An 18,231-nucleotide genomic window follows, 5' to 3' on the forward strand; every position below is an offset into this window, starting at 1 on the left:
CTTCAGCCGGTACGGGCCAGGGCGGACCATCCGGTCCGCCCTGGCATCGATCGGTGCGTTCGCTCATGCGGCACGGCCGGGCATACGCTCACGGCCCTCGCTTCGCTCGGTGCGTTCGCTCATGCCGTACCACCGGGGCATGCGCTCACGGCCCTCGCTTCGCTCGGTGCGTTCGCTCATGCGGCGTCGGCGATCGCCTTCTCCACGGTGGCCAGCAGGCTCGGCACCTCCGTGGCGGGCAGGCCGCCGCCCTGGGCCAGGTCGTCGCTGCCGCCGCCCCGACCGGAGAACGCGGCCTTGACCAGGTCCTTCGCGCTCAGACCTCGACTCCGGGCGGCAGAGTTGACGGCCACCACCAGGGACGCCTTGCCGTTCGCCCGGGCCGCCACCGCGACCACCGCCGGGCGGGCCGCGTCGATCCTGCCCCGGATCTCCTGCGCGAGGGTCCGCACGTCGTTGGCCGCCGCGCCCTCGGGCGCCTCGGTGCCCACGTACGCGACGCCGCGCACGTCCTTCGCCTGCGCCGCGAGCGCGCCCGCCCCACCGAGCACGAGTTGGGCGCGGAGCTTCTCCAGCTCCTTCTCCGCGTCCCGCAACTGGGTGACGGTCTGCTCCACCCGGTCGGCGACCTGCTCGCCCGGCACCCGGAACAGCTCGGCCAGCCGGGACACCAGCAGGTGCTCGCGGGCCAGGAAGCCGAACGCGTCCATGCCGACGAGCGCCTCGATCCGGCGCACACCGGAACCGACCGACGCCTCGGAGAGGATCTTGACCAGGCCGAGCTGGGCCGAGCGGGCCACGTGCGTGCCACCGCACAGCTCCCGGGCGTAGTCACCGACCTCGACCACCCGGACCCGCTCGCCGTACTTCTCGCCGAACAACGCCATCGCGCCGATCCGGCGGGCCTCCTCCTGGCTGGTGACGAACGCGTGCACCTCCAGGTCGGCCAGGAGCACCTCGTTGACCTGCTGCTCCACGTCGTTCAGCACGCTCGGCGCCACCCCGGTCGGGGTGTTGAAGTCGAACCGCAGCCGGCCCGGCGCGTTCAGCGAACCCGCCTGGGTCGCCGACTCGCCGAGGAAGTTCCGCATGGTCTGGTGCACCAGGTGCGTCGCGGTGTGCGAACGGGAGATGGCCCGCCGGCGGGACGCGTCGATCTCCGCGTACCCGGTCTCCCCGGCGCGGACCTCGCCGCGCACCACCCGGGCCCGGTGCACGATCAGGCCGGGCACCGGCTGCTGCACGTCGAAGACCTCGACCTGCCCGCCGCCGACCGTGATCAGACCCTGGTCGGGCTGCTGCCCGCCGCCCTCGGCGTAGAACGGGGTGGTGTCGAGCACCAGCTCGATCGTGTCCCCCTCGGCCGCGGCGGCCACCGAGGCGCCGCCGGCCAGCAGCGCGCGCACCCGGGACTCCCGGTTCAGCTCGGTGTAGCCGGTGAACTCCACCGGCCCGCCACCGTCGAGCACCGACCGATACGCCGACACGTCGGTGTGCCCGGTCTTGCGGGCCTGCGCGTCCGCCTTGGCGCGGCTGCGCTGGTCGGCCATCAGCCGGCGGAAGCCGTCGGCGTCCACCTGGAGGCCCTGTTCCGCCGCGATCTCCAGGGTCAGGTCGATCGGGAAGCCGTACGTGTCGTGCAACTGGAACGCCTTGTCACCGGAGAGCGCCGGCTTGCCGGCCGACTTCGTCTCCGCGATCGCGGTGTCCAGGATGGTGGTGCCGGCGCGCAGCGTGGCGAGGAACGCGTCCTCCTCGGCGTACGCGTACTGGGAGATCCGGCCGAACTCCTCGGCCAGCTCCGGGTACGACGGGGCCATGCAGTCCCGGGCCACCGGCAGCAGCTCCGGCAGCGCCCGGTCCTGGTAGCCCAGCAGCCGCACCGAGCGGATCGCCCGGCGCATGATCCGGCGCAGCACGTAGCCGCGGCCCTCGTTCGACGGGGTGACGCCGTCGCCGATCAGCATCAGCGCGGTGCGCACGTGGTCGGCGATCACCCGCAGTCGCACGTCGTCCGGGTGCGACTGGTGGGCCGCGTGCCCGGAGTGCGCGCCGTACCGCTTGCCGGTCAGCTCGGCCGCCCGGTCCAGGATCGGCTTGACCTCGTCGATCTCGTAGAGGTTGTCCACGCCCTGCAACAGCGAGGCCATCCGCTCCAGGCCCATGCCGGTGTCGATGTTCTTCGCCGGCAGGTCGCCGAGGATCGGGAAGTCCTCCTTGCCGACACCCGGACCGCGCTCGAACTGCATGAAGACGAGGTTCCAGAACTCCAGGTAGCGGTCCTCGTCGACCTCCGGGCCACCCTCGCGGCCGTACTCCGGGCCACGGTCGTAGTAGAGCTCCGAGCACGGGCCGCACGGGCCGGGGATGCCCATCGACCAGAAGTTGTCGGCCTTGCCGCGGCGCACGATCCGCTCGGCCGGCACGCCGGTGGCGCGCCAGATGTCGTACGCCTCGTCGTCGTCGAGGTAGACCGTCGCCCAGATCCGCTCCGGGTCCAGCCCGAAGCCGCCCGCCTCGACCGACTTGGTGGCCAGGTCCCAGGCGAGCGGGATCGCCCCGTCCTTGAAGTAGTCACCGAACGAGAAGTTGCCGTTCATCTGGAAGAACGTGCCGTGCCGGCTGGTCTTGCCGACCTCGTCGATGTCCGGCGTCCGGATGCACTTCTGCACGCTGGCCGCCCGGTCGAACGGCGGGGACTGCTGCCCGAGGAAGTAGGGCACGAACTGCACCATGCCCGCGTTGATGAACAGCAGGTTCGGGTCGCTGATGGCGGGCAGCGGAGCGGACGGCACCACGGCGTGCCCGTTCGCCTCGAAGTGGGCGAGGAACCGCCGCTTGATCTCCGCCGTCTTCATCGCTGGTGCTCCTCCGGGAAAATCTGCCGGTCGCCGATCCGCGGGTCCTCCCGCAGCTCGGCGAACTCGTCGTCGTACGCCTCGCCGCGGGCGAAGGCCTCGTGGATCTCCTGCTCGCGCTCGGCCATCGAGACCCGGACGTCGTCCACGAAGGCGCGCACCGACTCGACCAGGCCACCGGCGGACTCGGACAGCCCGTTGGCGATGCCCGCCGGGGTGTACGCCTGCGCGGTCCGGGTGGCCTTACGCACCACCAGGACGCCCACGGCCAGCCCGATGCCCAGCCAGAACAACCGCCTCATGCTCTCATCCTTCCCGCGTACGCCGGTGGGGTCAGCGGTTGCCGCGCTTGGCGGCCCGACGCTGCTGCTTGATGGTGTCGCGCACCTCGCGCTCGGTCTCGGCGTGCCGGCGGGCGGAGGCGGCCTTGCGCACGCCGTAACCGAACGCGGCCACCTTCACCAGCGGGTTGGCCGCCGCCGCGGAGACCACGGTGGCCAGGTTCGCCACGTTCGCGGTGACGTTCTGCGCGTGGCTGGTCATGGTGTCCACCTTGGCGAGCTGGAGGTTCACCCCGTCCAGCGAGGTCTGCACCTGCTCCAGCGCCACGTTGACGTTCTTCACCGTGGTGTTCACGTCCCCCAGCAGCGGCCCGGTGCGCTCGTTCAGGTCGCCGATCATGCGGGTCGTCGCGTCGACGGTGTGCCGCAGCCGCAGGATCGGCACCGCCAGCACGAGCACCAGCATCAGGAACGCACCGGCCGCGATCAGCGCAGCGATCTCTCCACCACTCACGCGCATGTCCTCCTCAAGCATTGCCCCGGGACCCGACGCCCCGGAACGCGCGACCGTACCTGCCCAACCTGCCCACGTCGCACCCCGCCGGCCCGGTGGTCACCGGGCGCGGGCGGGCGCGCCAGCCCCAGACCCTACCGTCCGTGAGGGAAGTCGGCTCACGACGGTGAGGGGGTCGGCTCGCCGAGCGGGTCGTCGGTGAGGGTGGGGAACGGATCCTCACCGGTGAGTGACGGATCGGTGGTCGGCGTCGGGCCGGTGCGCTCGTCGTCGATCGCGTTGCGCACCTTCACCGACACCAACGAGCCGGTGCACGTCGCCGCTGCGGGCGCGGGCGGCGCGGACGGCGCCGGCTCCCCGTCCACCGGCGGCGGCGTGCAGGCGGGGTCGCGGACCCACAGGTCGAGCGTGAGCTCGTCCCGCCGCCAGCAGGTGTAGCTGCCCTCGACCTGCTCCTCCGGGCAGCGGTCGACCTTCCAACGCCGCCAACCGTCCTTGGCCAGGGCCTGCTCGTAGACGGCCACGGTCTGCTTCCACCCCTGGTCGGACTCGACCGCGCGTTCCCGCAGCCGGCAGTCCTGGAGGCACCAGCGGCTGCCGCTGACGTTGTCGACCGTCTTCGTCGCCGCCCAGGACGGCACGTCGAGGGCGTCGAGCGTGTCGAAGACCGGGTCCCGGCTGAGCGTCCGCATCCCGAAGTAGAGCGGGACCGCGCCCAGCAGCACGAGGCTGACCAGCGCGAGGAGGCCCATCCGTAGCCGGCGCCGTTCGCGCATCTGCCGACGCAGTTCGGAGCGGGCGCCGCGCAGGCCACCGGCCTCCGCCCCGTCCGCACCGGGGCCGGCCGGTCGCGGCACGGGCTCGTCGCCCGCGCCGGGCCGCGGCCCCGCGGCCTCCCCCGGCGGTACGACCGCAGCGGCCCGCGCCACCGCCGGCGCTCCCGGGACCCCGCCGACGGGCGCGGCGGCAGCGGCCCGGACCGGTTCCGGGGTGGGCGGGACAGCCCGCCCGGCGGGACGGTCAGCGGTCCGCTCGTCCGGCCCGGCCGGTCGGGCCACCCCGGCGGCGGCCCGGGCCACCGTCGGTCCGCCGGCCGGTCGTGGCTCGGGCGCTCCCGCCGGACGGGGCGCGCCGCCCGGCGCGACGGAGTCGTCGGGGCGGACCGGACCGCGCCCGTCCGGACGGCCTCCCCGCGCCGTCAGGCCACCGGTGCGCTCGGGGTCGCCCTGCGGGCCGGGACCGCCCGGCCCCGTCGGCGGTACGCCCGCGCGGACCGGACCGGCCGCGCCGCGCTCTCCGGCCACCGGCGGTACCCCGGCTCGGGCCGCGCCCCGGGCCGGGCGGGGCGGCTCGGACCGGACGGGATGTTCGGGTCGAGCGGGCGCCCCGGGCGGCTGGGATCGGCCGGCCGGCTCGGACCGGACGGGATGCTCGGGTCGAACCGGCGGCCCCGGCGGCTGGGATCGGCCGGCCGGCTCAGGTCGAACGGGCGGCCCGGCCACGGCGCGGCCGGTCGGCGCGCGGTCCGGGCCGCCGGCCGGTTCGTCGACCGACGGGCCGGGCGGCCGACGGGCGGCCGGCATGGCGGGGTCGGTGTGCGACGCACGGCCGGCCTGGCGCAGCCAGTCGGCGGGCCGCTCCGGGCGCTGCGCGCGCGGCTCACCCGCCTCGTCGGCCGCCGGACGCGGCGCCCGGCCCGGCGGAGCGGCGGCACCTGCGGGACCGGCGGCGTTGGCGGCACCGGGAGCGTCGGGAGCGGCCCGCCGGCCACGGGCGGGGGCACGGCGGGAAGCGGGCGGGCCCGCCCCCTCCGCCGGGGCGCCGGAGACGGGCGCGGTGGCACCGGGAAGCTCCGGGGCGTTCCCGCTGCGGGGCACGGCGGTCGGCCGGTCCGGCTCGGCGGCGGCCCGCCGGCCGGCACCCGAGACCGGTCGGGCGGCGGGGTCGACCGCGCCCTCCGGCGAGCGGTGACCACCGGCGGGCGGGTTCGCCTCGTGGCGGGAGCGTCGTCCACCGCCGGGGGCCGGCGTCGCGCCGGTCGGCTCGTCGTCGGGTCGCCCCCGGCGGCCCGCGCCGGAGACCGGCCGGACCGCGCCCGGGTCGTCGGGCGACGCGCGGCGACCGGTGGCGGCGGGCCGGGTTCCGGTGTCCGGGCCCGCGGCGTGGGAGCCGGGCGTCTCGACGCCGTGCCGGCCGAGCGGGGTGGGAGGCGTCGCCGTCCGGGAGGCGCCGCCGTCCCCGGGGGACGGCCATGCCGGACCTTGCTCGGCCGCGGCACGGTCGGGTCCGGTTCGTCCGGTCGGCGGGCCGGTCGGGGGTGCGACCGGAGGACCGGCCGGCCGGCCGGCGACCGCCGGCTGCCGGCCGGTGGGGCCGTCCGGGCCGCGACGGTGCGGCGGGCCGTCCGGCCGGGGCGTCTCGGGCACACCGGGCCAGGGCCCCTCCACCGGACGGCGCGGCGTGACCGGCTCGGGGCCGGCGGGACGGACCGGCGGCGCAGCCGGCCCGGACCCGGTCGTGTCGGGACCACGCCGGGCCGCCTGCGGACGGGGACCGGGGCCGCCGGGGGGCGCTGCCGGGCCGGGACGAACGGCCCCCGGAGGCAGGTCCGACCCGGGACGGCCGGCGCCCGGAGACAAGTCCGGCCCCGGCCGGCCGGCGCCCGGAGACAGGGCCGGACCCGGCCGGCCGGCGCCCGGGGGGCGGTCCGGACCGGAGCGGCCGGGTACCGGCGGCGCCGGGGCGGGACCACCGGGGCCCGGGGGCGCCACCGCGCCGGAGCGACTCGTCACCGGCGGCATCGTCGCGTCGGTCCGATCGGCTGCGCCGGCGCCGGTCGGGCGGGGTGCAGCGGGTGCCAGCGGGGCGCGACCCGGCTGGCCGGCGGCCGGCGACGGGCCGGGCCGACCGGACGTCGGAGGCTGCGGACCGGACCGGCCGGGTGACGGAGGCGGCGGACCGGAGCGACCGGGCGTCGGGGGCTGCGGGCCGGAGCGACCGGGCTCGGGAGCCGGCGCGGCGGCACGACCGGGGGCCGGCGGCGGGCCGCCAGGACGGCCGGGCATCGGGGGCTGCGGGCCGGGTCCACCGGTGCCCGACGGCGGCGCGGCCGGACCACCGGGTCCCGGGGCGTACGCGCCCGGTCGTCCCGGTACGGGAGGTGGCGGAGCCGACCGACCGGGTGCCGGAGGCGGCGGAGCCGACCGACCGGGTGCCGGAGGCGGCGGAGCCGACCGGCCGGCTGGCGGAGTCGGTGGAGTCGCCCGGCCGGGGGCCGGAGGTTGCGGGGCCGCTCCGCCGGGCGTCGACGGCGCACCGGGGCCGGGGCCGCCGGGACCGGGTGGAGGTGCCGCGCCCGGGCGGGGCGGCCGATCCGGCTCGGGGACGCGGGCGGCACCGGGTCGCGGACCCGGGCCCGGTGGCGTCCCCCCCTCCGGGCCGAGTTCGCCGCGCTGCTGCTTGGCGCTACGCAGGTCGTCGATCCAGCCGAACTCCTCGCCGGCGACCGCCTGGTCCGGCTCGGCCTCGGCGGACCGGCCGCGCCCCCACCGGCGGCCCTTGGCCTTCGGATCGCGCCGCTCGTCAGGGCCGTCCGCCGGCCGATCCGGACCACGCGCCATCACTGTTGACCCCCCTCGGTGGCGTCGCCGCCGCCCTCACTCGCCCCGCCGACCTGCTCGGTGCCACCTGCCCGGACCCCGGACGCGGCGACCGGCGTACCGGCCTCCCCCCGCGTCACCGGTGCGGGCAACCCGCGGACGATCCGACGCAGCACCGGCAGCCGGGTGGCCACCGCCCGCTCCGCGCCGTGCCCGCTGGGTCGGTAGTAGTCGGTCCCGACGAGGTCGTCCGGAGCGTACTGCTGGGTGACCACCCCCCGGTGGTCGTCGTGCGGGTACCGGTAGCCGGCCCCGTGGCCGAGCCCGCGTGCCCCGGAGTAGTGGGCGTCCCGCAGCCCGCGCGGAACCGAGCCGCCGCGACCGGCGCGCACGTCGGCGACGGCTGCCCCGATGGCGGTCGTGGCCGAGTTCGACTTCGGGGCGGTGGCGAGGTGGATGACCGCCTGCGCGAGGTTGAGCTGCGCTTCGGGCAGGCCGACGTACTCCACGGCGTGCGCCGCGGCGGTGGCCACGGTCAGCGCGGTGGGATCGGCCATGCCGACGTCCTCGCTGGCGAAGATGACCATCCGGCGGGCGATGAACCGGGCGTCCTCGCCGGCCACCAGCATCCGGGCCAGCCAGTGCAGTGCCGCGTCCACGTCCGAGCCCCGCATGCTCTTGATGAAGGCGCTTGTCACGTCGTAGTGCGCGTCGCCGTCCCGGTCGTAGCGCACGGCCGCCACGTCGACCGCCTGCTCGGCGACGGCGAGGTCGATCCGCGCCGCGCCGGTGGCGGTCGCGGTGGCCGCCGCCGCCTCCAGCGCGGTGAGCGCCTTGCGCACGTCGCCGCCGGCGAGCCGGACCAGATGGTCCTCCGCGTCCTCGGCCAGCACCAGCGCGCCGCCGAGCCCGCGCTCGTCGGCCACCGCGCGGCGCAGCAGCCCGCGCACGGCGTCGTCGTCGAGCGCCTGGAGGGTGAGCAGCACGCAGCGGGACAGCAGCGGCGAGATGACTGAGAAGTACGGATTCTCCGTGGTCGCCGCGAGCAGCGTGACCGTGCGGTCCTCGACGGCGGCGAGCAGCGAATCCTGCTGGGTCTTGCTGAACCGGTGCACCTCGTCGATGAAGAGCACGGTCGGCGGGCCACCGGAGCGGCGTTGCCGGCGGGCGGTCTCGATGACGGCGCGGACGTCCTTCACGCCGGCGGTCAGCGCGGACATCGCCACGAAGCGCCGGTCGGTGGTGCGGGCCACCAGGTGGGCGATCGTGGTCTTGCCGCTGCCGGGAGGACCCCAGAGGATGACCGACATCGGCGCGGCCCCCTCGACCAGCTGGCGCAGCGGCGCGCCGGGGGCGAGCAGATGCTCCTGCCCGATCAGCTCGTCCAGGCCGGCCGGCCGCATCCGGACCGGCAGCGGCGAATCCGCGCGGGTGTCGGTGAAACTGTCGACGCCGCCGGAGGCCGCGGGTGCGCCGGGCGCTCCGGCAGGCTCGCCGAGGGTGAAGAGGGCGTCGGATTCCATCACGAGAACAGTACCGGGCCGGGCCGACGGCGCCGGAATCGCGCCGCCGACCCGACCCTGTGGTCTTTTCCGGTCAGCCGCGACCCGGCCGCCGGCCCCGGTACCACCGGCCGCCCCCGCCACCGCGCGGGCCGGAGCCGACCCCGGCCAGGTAGAGCGAGAGCAGCAGGAAGCCGATCAGCATGAGCGTCGAGGTGCTGAACAGGTCGGGGGCGCCGAGGTCGGTGTTCATGAAGTCGAGAAGCAGCGCGAAGCCGAACACGATGGCCGCGAGAATGGCGAGCATGTCGTTTCCTCCGGTGGGGGTTCCCAGTAGGTCGGCGACGGATGTACCCGATCGGTCTGTTCGTCAATCTCCACCGTGGAGATGGTCGGTGGCGAGCACCGCGTACCGTGCGGAGTCCCGCCAGACGCCGCGGACGAGCAGGTGGTCGCGGCTCACCCCCTCCGCGTGCAGGCCGGCTTTCTCCAGCACACGGCGGGACGCGACATGGTCCGGCTGGACGGTCGCCTCCACCCGGTGCAGCCCCACCCCCGCGAACGCGAGGTCCAGCAGCAACCGGGTGATCTCGGTGCCGATCCCGGCGCCCCGGTGCGCGGTCCGCACCGCGTAGCCGACCTCTCCGCGCCGGTGCGCCACCGACGTCACCGTGAGCACTCCCAGCCCGAGCAGGAGGTCACCGTCGACCGCCGCGAGCCGGTACTCCGGGCGCGGCTCCCCGCCGGCGGTCTCCCGCCAGGCCGGTATTGCCTCGCGCACCACCTCCGGGGTCGGTATCTCCTCGTCCAGCCCGCCGTCGACCACGGTGGGCTCGGTCAGGAACTCGTGCAGGACGGGCGCGTCCGCGTCGGTCCACTCGCGCAGCGTGCAGCGTGAACCGGGCAGGCGAACCGTACGGACGGAGCGGAGGGGGGTCACGGCTGGTCCTCTCGTAGGCTGGCGACATGATCACGGTCGACGAGGTGCTGACCGGGCGGGAGGCGGTGCTCGCCGCGACCGGCCACCACCCGTACGCCCGGCACGCGCTGCGCCGCGACCAGCCCGCGCGGGGGTGGCGACGCGGGGACACGGTCGGGTGGCTGCTGCCGCCGGGCGAGTGGTCTGCCGGCGGCGCGATCGGCGCGCCCGGCTCGGCGCTGGAGGTGCTCGCCGCCCAGCGGGCGGACGGGACGCTCCGGGCTGGCCAGTCGGTGAACCTGCCCCGGGTCGCGCCGGACGCGCTGGGCGCGTGCCTGCCGGTGACCCGCTCCAGCGACTGGGACTTCCTCTGGACCACCGGGCCGCCACCGCACCAGCCGGAGCAGGAGCGGGTGGTACGGCTCACCGAGGCCGACCACCCCGCGCTGGCGGCGCTCGTCGACGAGGCCTTTCCGAGCACCACGTCCCGGCCGGGCGACCCGGGCGTCGTCGACTGGTACGGCATCCGGGACGGGGACCGCCTGATCGCCTGCGGCGCCGACCGCAGCCGGGGCGACATCGGTTTCCTGGCCGGGCTGACCGTGGCGCCCGGGCATCGCGGTCGAGGGCTGGGCGGGGCGTTGACCGCCGGCATGACGTGCGCCCTGTTCACCCGCTACGACCACGTGGCGCTCGGGGTCTACACCGTCAACGTCGGCGCGCTCCGACTCTACCGCCGGCTGGGCTTCACCGGCGCCGCGCCGCGTACCACGGTCCACCTGGGCTAGGAGCGGCCCACGGTCGCGGCCCCGGGTTCGGGCGGTCTCCCCTGATCCGCCCTCCGCTCCGTACTGGTCGAGGATCGGCCGATGGTGCCGACACCGGCACGGCCGCCGGCCCGGGGCCGGCGGGACTTCCGTCGGGGCCGGTCGCCGGGACCGGGCCCACCAGGGGCTGCGCGGCCCCGGACCGCGCGGCGGCCCGGTTGGCGCGCCAGGCCGGCAGGTAGAGCGGGGCGGCCACGGCCAGCACCACCGCGCCGACAAGCATCGCGACGCGGACGCTGGTGGCGTCCGCCAGCGCGGTGAGCGCCACCGCGCCGAGCGCGCCGGCCGGCTGGGCCATCATGGAGTTCAGCGACAGCACACTGGTCCGGTACGGCCCGTCGACCTGCCGGTGCAGCAGCCCCATGTGCAGCGGGTTCGACGCGCCGTGCACCGTGTAGCAGGCCAGGTAGGCGATCAGCACGCCGACCGGGCCGGCGAGCAGGCCCATGCCGACCACGGTCCCGCCCTGGAGCACCCGCATCAGCGCGGCGGCCGGCGCGGCGCCGAGGCGACGCAGCAGGATCGGGGTGAGCGCGGCGCCGGCCGCGTTGGCGAGCCAGGCGGCCGAGCCGGCGGGGCCGAGCAGCGCCGCCGCCCGGTCGGCGCCACCGACCACCTCGGACAGCCGGATCGGCAGCAGCGACTCGAACGTGACCATGCCGAAGCCCCAGAACAGCTCGACGGAGACCAGGGCCAGCAGCACCCGGTTGCGGCGCAGCAGGCCGACGGCCTGACCGACCATCCGGGGCGCCTGCGCCACCGAGGCCCGCAACGTGGCCGGGCCGGACGTGGGGCGCTGCTCCCGCATCAGCGTCAGCAACGCCACGATCGAGACGGCCTGGAGCGCGGCGGCGACCAGCACCGGGCCGGTCAACGCGCTGACCGGCCCGAACGGGCCGAGCGCGACCAGGCCGCCGCCGAGCAGCGCGCCGGCGCCGATGGCGACGCCGATGACGGTGCCGGCCCAGCCGAGGCCGCGTTCGTACTCGGCGTCCGGGTCGGCGGCCAGCGTGGCGTCGACGTACCAGGATTCCAGCGGGCCGCTGTCGAGCGCCCGGTAGACGCCCTGCAACGCCCAGACCAGGAAGAACATCCAGAACGAGTCGGCCACCGCCATCAGCGCCAGGGAGGCCAGCGCGACCACCCAGGCGACCAGCAGCACCGGTCTGCGGCCGAGCGCGTCGGCGAACCCGCCGGTGGGCAACTCCAGCGCCAGCACCACCAGGCCCTGCGCGGTGGCGACCAGGCCGATCTGGGACAGCGACAGCCCACGCTCCTGCATCAGCAGGATCATCACGGTCATGAGCAGGCCGCTGGGCAGCCAGCGCAGCCCGTACAACGTGAGGTAGCGGAACCGGACCTGGCGTACGGACAGGGTGCTCACGGCTTCTCCTCGGTGGGTGGCAGGACCGGGCTCAGCGGGAACGCGGCGAGGTAGAGCTGCACCAGCTCGCCGTCGGGGTCGTCGGGGTCGGTCTCGTCGCGGTGCCGTTCGAAGACGGCGAACACCTCCGCCTTGATCGCCTCCAGGCGGGTGGCCGGGATACGCATGAAGAAGTCGCCCATGCCGAACGCGTCGCGCCAGGCCGGCGACCACTCGTGCCGCCGGGCGGCCCACTGCTCCGCGTGCTGGCTGAAGAGGCGGATGTAGTCCGCCTCGATCCACTCGATGGCGGCGCGGGCGTCCGGGTCGTCGTCGTAGTCGCTGGCCTCCCACTGGGTGACGTCGTGCGCGGCCCGCCAGAACCGTTGCCGCCCGGTGCCCAGCTCCGGGTCCTCGACCACCATGCCCACCTCGGCGAGCTGGCGCAGGTGGTAGCTGGTCGCGCCGGTGTTGGTGCCGAGCAGCTCGGCCAGCCGGGTGGCGGTGGCCGGCCCGTTCACCCGCAGCGCGCCGACCAGGCGCATCCGCAGCGGGTGGGCCAGCACGCGCACCTGCTGGTGGTCCAGCCGGACCCGGCGCGGCTCGGGACGGGTCTGTTCGCTCTCCATGAGATGCACAATATCTGTGCACACTTTCTGTGCACAAGACTCATGCAAAGAAAGTGTGGATCTGAAGAGATGGTCAGGCGAACAGCTCGGCGACGCCGCGCAGGCGGGTCCGGAGCAGGCCGGTGGCGCGGGCGGAGTCGAGGCGTACCTCGATCGGGCGGTGCAGACCGGCGGCGGCCGTGGTGATGGTCCGCAGCCCGGCCGGGTCGACGCCGAGCCGGCGGGCCAGCAGGCGTCCGACGTCGGCGCGGCTGACCTGGTCCGGGCCGGCCACGTTCAGCGGGCCGGCCAGGTCGGTCGGGAGCAGCTCCAGCACCGCCGCGGCAAGGTCGGTGACGTCGATCGGGCAGCGGACCTCGTCGCTGAACAGCGTGGCCCGGCCGGCGAGCGCGTCCCGGCAGCGCTGGAGCTGCTTGCTCCCCTCCCCCAGGATCAGCGAGGTCCGCACCAGCAACGCCCCCGGGTCCACCGCCCGCACCGCCGTCTCGGCCGCCGCCTTGGCCGCCCCGTACGGATACACCGGCGTGGGCGGCTCGTCGTCGGCGTACGGCGCGGGACGCCCGGCGTGCAGCGCGTCACTGGACAGGTGCACCAGCCGCGCGCCCACCTCGGCGGCGGCGGACGCCACGTGGGCCGCCCCGTCGGCGGTGACCGCCCAGTCGTCGACGCGGTACGGGGTGCCGACCACGGCGTCCGGGCGTACCTCGGTCAGGAGTGCGCGCACCGCGGCCCGGTCGGTGACGTCGAGCCGGCGGACCGTGACGCCCGGCACCCGGACGCCGCCCGCGTGGCAGGTCGCCACCACCCGCCAGCCGGCGGCGACCGCCTGCCGGCACACCTCGCCGCCCAGAAATCCGCTGCCGCCCACCACCAGCAGCAACCTCGTCCCGCCCCGTTGCGCCACGATCACGAGGTTAGCGGGGCGACCCGCCGCGACGGCGTCCCGCCAACCTCGTGATCAACAGCTCGGACGCCGGGCCGGCGGCCGGAAGGGCCGGGCTCAGGTGGGGTCGGCGACCGGGGCGGCGGGACCGGCGGTGCCGGCGTGCGGCGCGGCGGGCGCCTTCGGCTTGGCGTCGATGCCGGCCTCGGTGCGCTGCTGCCCGGTGATCGGCGTCGGCGCGCCGGTCAGCGGGTCGAAGCCGCCGCGCGTCTTCGGGAACGCGATCACCTCACGGATCGAGTCCGCGCCGGCCAGCAGCATGCAGACCCGGTCCCAGCCGAACGCGATGCCGCCGTGCGGCGGGGCGCCGTACTTGAACGCCTCCAGCAGGAAGCCGAACTTGTCCTGTGCCTCCTCGGCGGTGATGCCGAGCAGGTCGAACACCCGCTGCTGCACGTCGCCGCGGTGGATACGGATCGAGCCGCCGCCGATCTCGTTGCCGTTGCAGACGATGTCGTACGCGTACGCCAGCGCCCGGTCCGGCGCCTGCTCGAAGCGGTCCACCCACTCCGCGTTCGGCGAGGTGAACGGGTGGTGCACGGCGGTCCAGCCGCCGTCGTCCGTCTTCTCGAACATCGGCGCGTCGACCACCCAGCAGAACGCCCAGGCGCTCTCGTCGACCAGGCCGGTCCGCTTGGCGATCTCGATCCGGGCGGCGCCGAGCAGTTCCTGGGCCTCGCGGGTCTCCGTGCTCGCGGCGAAGAAGATCGCGTCGCCGGGCTTCGCGCCGACCGCGTCGGCCAGGCCGGACAGGTGCGCCTCGGACAGGTTCTTCGCCACCGGGCCGCGCGCCTCGCCGGTCTCCGCGTCCAGCACCACGTACGCCAGGCCGCGCGCGCCGCGCGCCTTGGCCCAGTCCTGCCAGCCGTCCAGCTCCTTACGGGTCTGGCTCGCGCCGCCCGGCATGACCACCGCGCCGACGTAGCCGCCCGCGTCGATCGCGCCGGCGAACACCCGGAACGCGGTGCCGCGCAGGTAGTCGGTCAACTCGGTCAGCTCCACGCCGTAGCGCAGGTCCGGCTTGTCGGAACCGTAGCGGGCCATCGCGTCGTGCCAGGTGATCCGCGGGATCGGCCGGGCGATCTCGTGACCGGCCAGCTCGGACCAGAGCTTCGCCACGATCGCCTCGCCGAGGTCGATCACGTCGTCCTCGGTGACGAAGGACATCTCGATGTCGAGCTGGGTGAACTCCGGCTGCCGGTCGGCGCGGAAGTCCTCGTCGCGGTAGCAGCGGGCGATCTGGTAGTACCGCTCCATGCCGCCGACCATGAGCAACTGCTTGAACAGCTGCGGCGACTGCGGCAGCGCGTACCAGCTCCCCGGCTGGAGGCGCACCGGGACCAGGAAGTCGCGCGCGCCCTCCGGCGTGGAGCGGGTCAGCGTGGGCGTCTCGATCTCCAGGAAGTCCCGCTCGTGCAGCACCGTGCGGGCGAGTTGGTTGGCCTTCGAGCGCAGCCGCATCGCCTTCGCCGGGCCGCCGCGACGCAGGTCGAGGTAGCGGTACTTGAGCCGGATGTCGTCGCCGGCCTCGACCTGGTCGTCCACCGGCAGCGGCAGCGGCGCGGCCTCGGAGAGCACCTCCAGCGCGGTCGCGGTCACCTCGACCTCGCCGGTCGGCAGGTCCGGGTTCTCGTTGCCCTCGGGACGGCGGGTCACCTCGCCGACGACCTTGACGCAGAACTCGTTGCGCAGCGCGTGCGCGTCCTCCTCGCGGAACACCACCTGCACGACGCCGGTGGCGTCGCGCAGGTCGACGAAGATGACCCCGCCGTGGTCGCGCCGGCGGGCCACCCACCCGGCGAGCGTCACCGTCGAGCCGGCGTCCGCGGCGCGCAGGCTTCCGGCATTGTGGGTACGGATCACGGCTGGCGTCTCCTCATCTGGTCCACGACTGCTTCCCGCATTCTGTCAGGGCGGGCGGGCCGGCTCCCGGGCACCCGGCTGTCACTCCGGCTCGGCCGGCAGCAGGTGGTTGACCCGGACGTCGTCCTCGGCCAGCGCCCGGGCCCGTTCCTCGACCACCCGGTCCGCGCCGGTGAGCCGGCCGCCGTGCTGGCGCAGGTGCTCCTCCCAGGTCGGCACCTGGTACACCTCGACGAAACCGTCGGCCCGCTCCCCGGCCCGGAACAGCCCCCACCGCATCGCGCCGGTACGCCGGCGGGACCGGCCGACCGCGCGCATCGCCTCGACGAACTCGGCCTGCCGCTCGGGGCGGACCGTGTACGAGACGGTGACCAGCACCGGACCGCCCCGCGCCGGCGGCTCCAGCGTCAGGTGTGGCTCGGGCCAGTACACGGCCGGGTCGCGGTCCACGCCCCGGGTCTCCCGCAACGGCCAGAGCAGCACGCTCAGCGCGCCGACCGCCATCAACGCGGCGGCCACGGTGAGCGCGCCGACCAGGCCGGTGAACTCGCCGAGCGCGCCCCAGGCGACCGCCCCGAGCGCCTGACCGCCGGCGAACACCATCTGGTAGACCGACAGGCCGCGGGCGCGTACCCAGCCGGGCAGGAAGAGCTGCATGGCGGCGTTGACGCTGGACAGCACCGTCATCCAGGCCAGCCCGGCGGGCACCAGCGCGACCACCGCCACCGCCGGTACCGGCACCAGCGCGAGCGTCGCCAGCACCACCGCGTACAGCAGGCCGGCCAGGAGCAGCAGGTGGTTGCTGGAGAGCACCCGGCGTACCCGGGGCAGCACCAGCGCGCCGGCCACCGCGCCGACGCCGAGCGCGCCGAGCAGCACGCCGTAGCCGCCCGCGCCGAGGCCGAGCCGGCGGCTGGCGACCAGCGGCAGCAGCGCCCACAACGCGCTGCCGGGGACCACGAACAGGGCGGCGCGCAGCAGGATCCGTCGGACCACCGGCGAGTGCCGCACGTACCGACCGCCGGCGCGCAGTGCCGCGGTGAACCGCTCCGGCACGGCGTCCTGCTCCCGGCGTGCCGGACGCCACCGCACCAGCGTCACCGCGAAGATCGCGAACGAGACCGCGTTGACCGCGAAGACCACCGCCACGCCGGCCTGGGCCACCAGTACGCCGGCGACCGCCGGCCCGACCGAACGGGCCAGGTTGACGCTGATCGAGCCGAGCGCGGAGGCGGAGACGAGCTGCGAGCGGGGCACCAGTTCCGGGATCACCGCCTGCCAGGCGGGCAGCGTGAGCGCCTGCCCGACGCCGAGGCCGAAGGTGAGCGTGAGCAGCAACGCCGGCGGCATCCGGCCGGCCGCGGTCAGCACGGTGAGCAGCACGCCGACGGCGGCCAGGAAGCACTGCACGGCGATCAGCAGCCGCCGCCTGTCGAACGTGTCGGCGAGCGCGCCGGCCGGCAGCGCCAGCATCAGCACCGGCAGCATGCTGGCGGTCTGGACCAGCGAGACCAGGGTCGCGGCGCCCGGGGCGTCGACCAGCAGCCACTGCGCGCCCACGGTCTGCATCCAGGTGCCGATGTTGCTGGCCAGCACCGCCAGCCAGAGGCTGCGGAACGCGGCCGACCGCAGCGGCGCCCAGGCGGACGGCTGCCGGTCGGTCACGTCGGTCACGTCGGTCGGGGAGGCGCTCACCGGCCGATACCTACCCGGTGCGGGGCCCGGCACTCCCCGCCCCGCCGACCGGCCGAACCCGGCGCACACGGCCGAACCCGGTGCACACGGAACGGGCCGCCGGTCACCCGGCGGCCCGTTCGCGCGGTACGGATCAGAAGACGCTCACGCCGTAGACGCTGAGCGGCTCGGTGACCGGCTGGAAGTAGGTGGTGCCGCCGGAGGAGCAGTTGCCGCTGCCGCCGGAGGTGAGGCCGAGCGCGGTGCTGCCGGCGAAGAGCGAGCCGCCGCTGTCGCCACCCTCGGCGCAGACGTTGGTGCGGATCAGGCCGGAGACGCTGCCCTCGGCGTAGTTGACCGTCGCGTTGGTGGCGGAGACGCTGCCGCTGCGCAGGCCGGTGGTGCTGCCGGAACGGCGGACGGACTGGCCGACGTACGCGTTGCCGGCCGAGGTGATGTCCTGGTAGCTGCCGTTGTAGAGGTAGACGTTGCCGGCCGCGTTGGCCGAGTTGCTGTGCCGGACGATGCCGTAGTCGTTACCCGGGAAGCTGGTGCCGGTCCGGGTGCCGAGGACGCTGGTCTGGCCGGAGTTCGAGTACCAGGTCGAGCCCAGGTTGGTGCAGTGCCCGGCGGTCAGGAAGTAGTACGTCGAGCCGCTGCGCACGTTGAAGCCGAGCGAGCAGCGGTAGCCACCGGTGTAGATGGCCTGGCCGCCGGAGATCCGGGTGGTCAGCGTGCCGGCCTCGGCCTCGATGCGGACCGCGCCACCGGTGCGGGCGGCGGCGGCCTTGACCCGCTCCAGCTTGGCGCCGGTGACGGTGCTGTCGACGGAGACGACGACCTGGTTGGTGGCCGCGTCGGTCCACCAGGCGGTGCCCGGGATCTTGGCGGAGCGCTCCAGCTCGCTGGTGGCGGCCTTGAGCTGGTTGGCGCCGCGGGTGACGAGCTTCGGCACGGCGCCGGCGGCGTGCACCTGGCGGGCGGCGGCGGCGTCGGTCACGGTGACGACCATCTTGCCGCTGGCGTCGGCGTACGTGCCGGCGGCGCGGTCGCCGAGCTTGGCGACGAGGGAGGCGGCGGCGTCGGGCGAGGCGGGCGAGGGGGCGGCCTGAGCGGGTGCGCCGAGGAGCGAGCCGGTGACCAGGGTACCGGCGACGGCGACGGCGGCGGCGCGACGGAGCGTGGACCTCGTGGGTCGCATGTAACAACCTCCGAATGGGGGTGAACGGGCGCTGTCATGGGGAAACGCCCGAGGACAA

General features: G+C 75.5%; 14 protein-coding genes. 1 reads left to right on the forward strand and 13 read right to left on the reverse strand.

Translation table 11 applies throughout. The features are described 5' to 3' along the window. Nucleotides 1-176: 176 nt before the first annotated feature. From alaS to AB0B02_RS13995, 7 genes are all read right to left on the reverse strand, one after another. Nucleotides 177-2,858, reverse strand: a complete 2,682-nt coding sequence (gene alaS, locus AB0B02_RS13965; protein WP_357300360.1) for an alanine--tRNA ligase — start codon at nt 2,856-2,858, stop codon at nt 177-179. Further along, on the reverse strand, nt 2,855-3,160 hold the full coding sequence (locus AB0B02_RS13970) for a hypothetical protein (RefSeq protein WP_107160014.1): 306 nt from the start codon (nt 3,158-3,160) through the stop codon (nt 2,855-2,857). The genes alaS and AB0B02_RS13970 overlap by 4 nt, the downstream gene beginning before the upstream one ends. A gap of 31 nt (nt 3,161-3,191) precedes the next feature. Then, complete coding sequence (locus AB0B02_RS13975) at nt 3,192-3,653, reverse strand: DUF948 domain-containing protein (protein ID WP_107160180.1); 462 nt, start codon at nt 3,651-3,653, stop codon at nt 3,192-3,194. A gap of 158 nt (nt 3,654-3,811) precedes the next feature. Further along, nucleotides 3,812-4,711: a hypothetical protein gene (locus AB0B02_RS13980; RefSeq protein ID WP_357300600.1), complete on the reverse strand. Its 900-nt coding sequence runs from the start codon at nt 4,709-4,711 to the stop codon at nt 3,812-3,814. A gap of 2,561 nt (nt 4,712-7,272) precedes the next feature. Further along, on the reverse strand, nt 7,273-8,775 hold the full coding sequence (locus tag AB0B02_RS13985; protein ID WP_281939696.1) for a replication-associated recombination protein A: 1,503 nt from the start codon (nt 8,773-8,775) through the stop codon (nt 7,273-7,275). Between the two features lie 73 nt (nt 8,776-8,848). Next, entirely contained in the window at nt 8,849-9,061 is a 213-nt protein-coding gene (locus AB0B02_RS13990; protein ID WP_018785054.1) for a hypothetical protein, read from the reverse strand. A gap of 63 nt (nt 9,062-9,124) precedes the next feature. Then, nucleotides 9,125-9,694, reverse strand: a complete 570-nt coding sequence (locus tag AB0B02_RS13995) for a GNAT family protein (RefSeq protein ID WP_357300364.1) — start codon at nt 9,692-9,694, stop codon at nt 9,125-9,127. A 26-nt stretch (nt 9,695-9,720) separates the two neighbouring features. On the opposite strand from AB0B02_RS13995, the gene AB0B02_RS14000 reads away from it, so the two are divergent. Beyond that, nucleotides 9,721-10,461, forward strand: a complete 741-nt coding sequence (locus AB0B02_RS14000; RefSeq protein WP_357300366.1) for a GNAT family N-acetyltransferase — start codon at nt 9,721-9,723, stop codon at nt 10,459-10,461. On the opposite strand, the gene AB0B02_RS14005 is transcribed toward AB0B02_RS14000, so the two are convergent. From AB0B02_RS14005 to AB0B02_RS14030, 6 genes are all read right to left on the reverse strand, one after another. Further along, nucleotides 10,421-11,884 (reverse strand): MFS transporter, encoded by a 1,464-nt coding sequence (locus AB0B02_RS14005; protein WP_357300368.1) that lies wholly within the window; start codon nt 11,882-11,884, stop codon nt 10,421-10,423. The two genes, AB0B02_RS14000 and AB0B02_RS14005, sit on opposite strands and share 41 nt — an antisense overlap. Next, nucleotides 11,881-12,492, reverse strand: coding sequence for a helix-turn-helix domain-containing protein (locus AB0B02_RS14010; RefSeq protein WP_357300370.1), 612 nt, complete (start codon nt 12,490-12,492; stop codon nt 11,881-11,883). The genes AB0B02_RS14005 and AB0B02_RS14010 overlap by 4 nt, the downstream gene beginning before the upstream one ends. A 73-nt stretch (nt 12,493-12,565) precedes the next feature. Continuing rightward, nucleotides 12,566-13,396, reverse strand: a complete 831-nt coding sequence (locus AB0B02_RS14015; RefSeq protein ID WP_281939685.1) for a sugar nucleotide-binding protein — start codon at nt 13,394-13,396, stop codon at nt 12,566-12,568. 96 nt (nt 13,397-13,492) lie between these two features. Then, entirely contained in the window at nt 13,493-15,298 is a 1,806-nt protein-coding gene (aspS, locus tag AB0B02_RS14020) for an aspartate--tRNA ligase (protein WP_281939683.1), read from the reverse strand. An 81-nt stretch (nt 15,299-15,379) separates the two neighbouring features. Next, nucleotides 15,380-16,993: an MFS transporter gene (locus AB0B02_RS14025; RefSeq protein WP_357300373.1), complete on the reverse strand. Its 1,614-nt coding sequence runs from the start codon at nt 16,991-16,993 to the stop codon at nt 15,380-15,382. Between the two features lie 133 nt (nt 16,994-17,126). Further along, nucleotides 17,127-18,173 carry a S1 family peptidase gene (locus tag AB0B02_RS14030; RefSeq protein ID WP_357300375.1) on the reverse strand — a complete coding sequence of 349 codons (1,047 nt, stop codon included), beginning with the start codon at nt 18,171-18,173 and terminating at the stop codon, nt 17,127-17,129. Nucleotides 18,174-18,231 lie beyond the last annotated feature (58 nt).

The sequence above is a fragment of the Micromonospora sp. NPDC049240 genome, from assembly GCF_040647835.1.
GTDB lineage: Bacteria > Actinomycetota > Actinomycetes > Mycobacteriales > Micromonosporaceae > Micromonospora.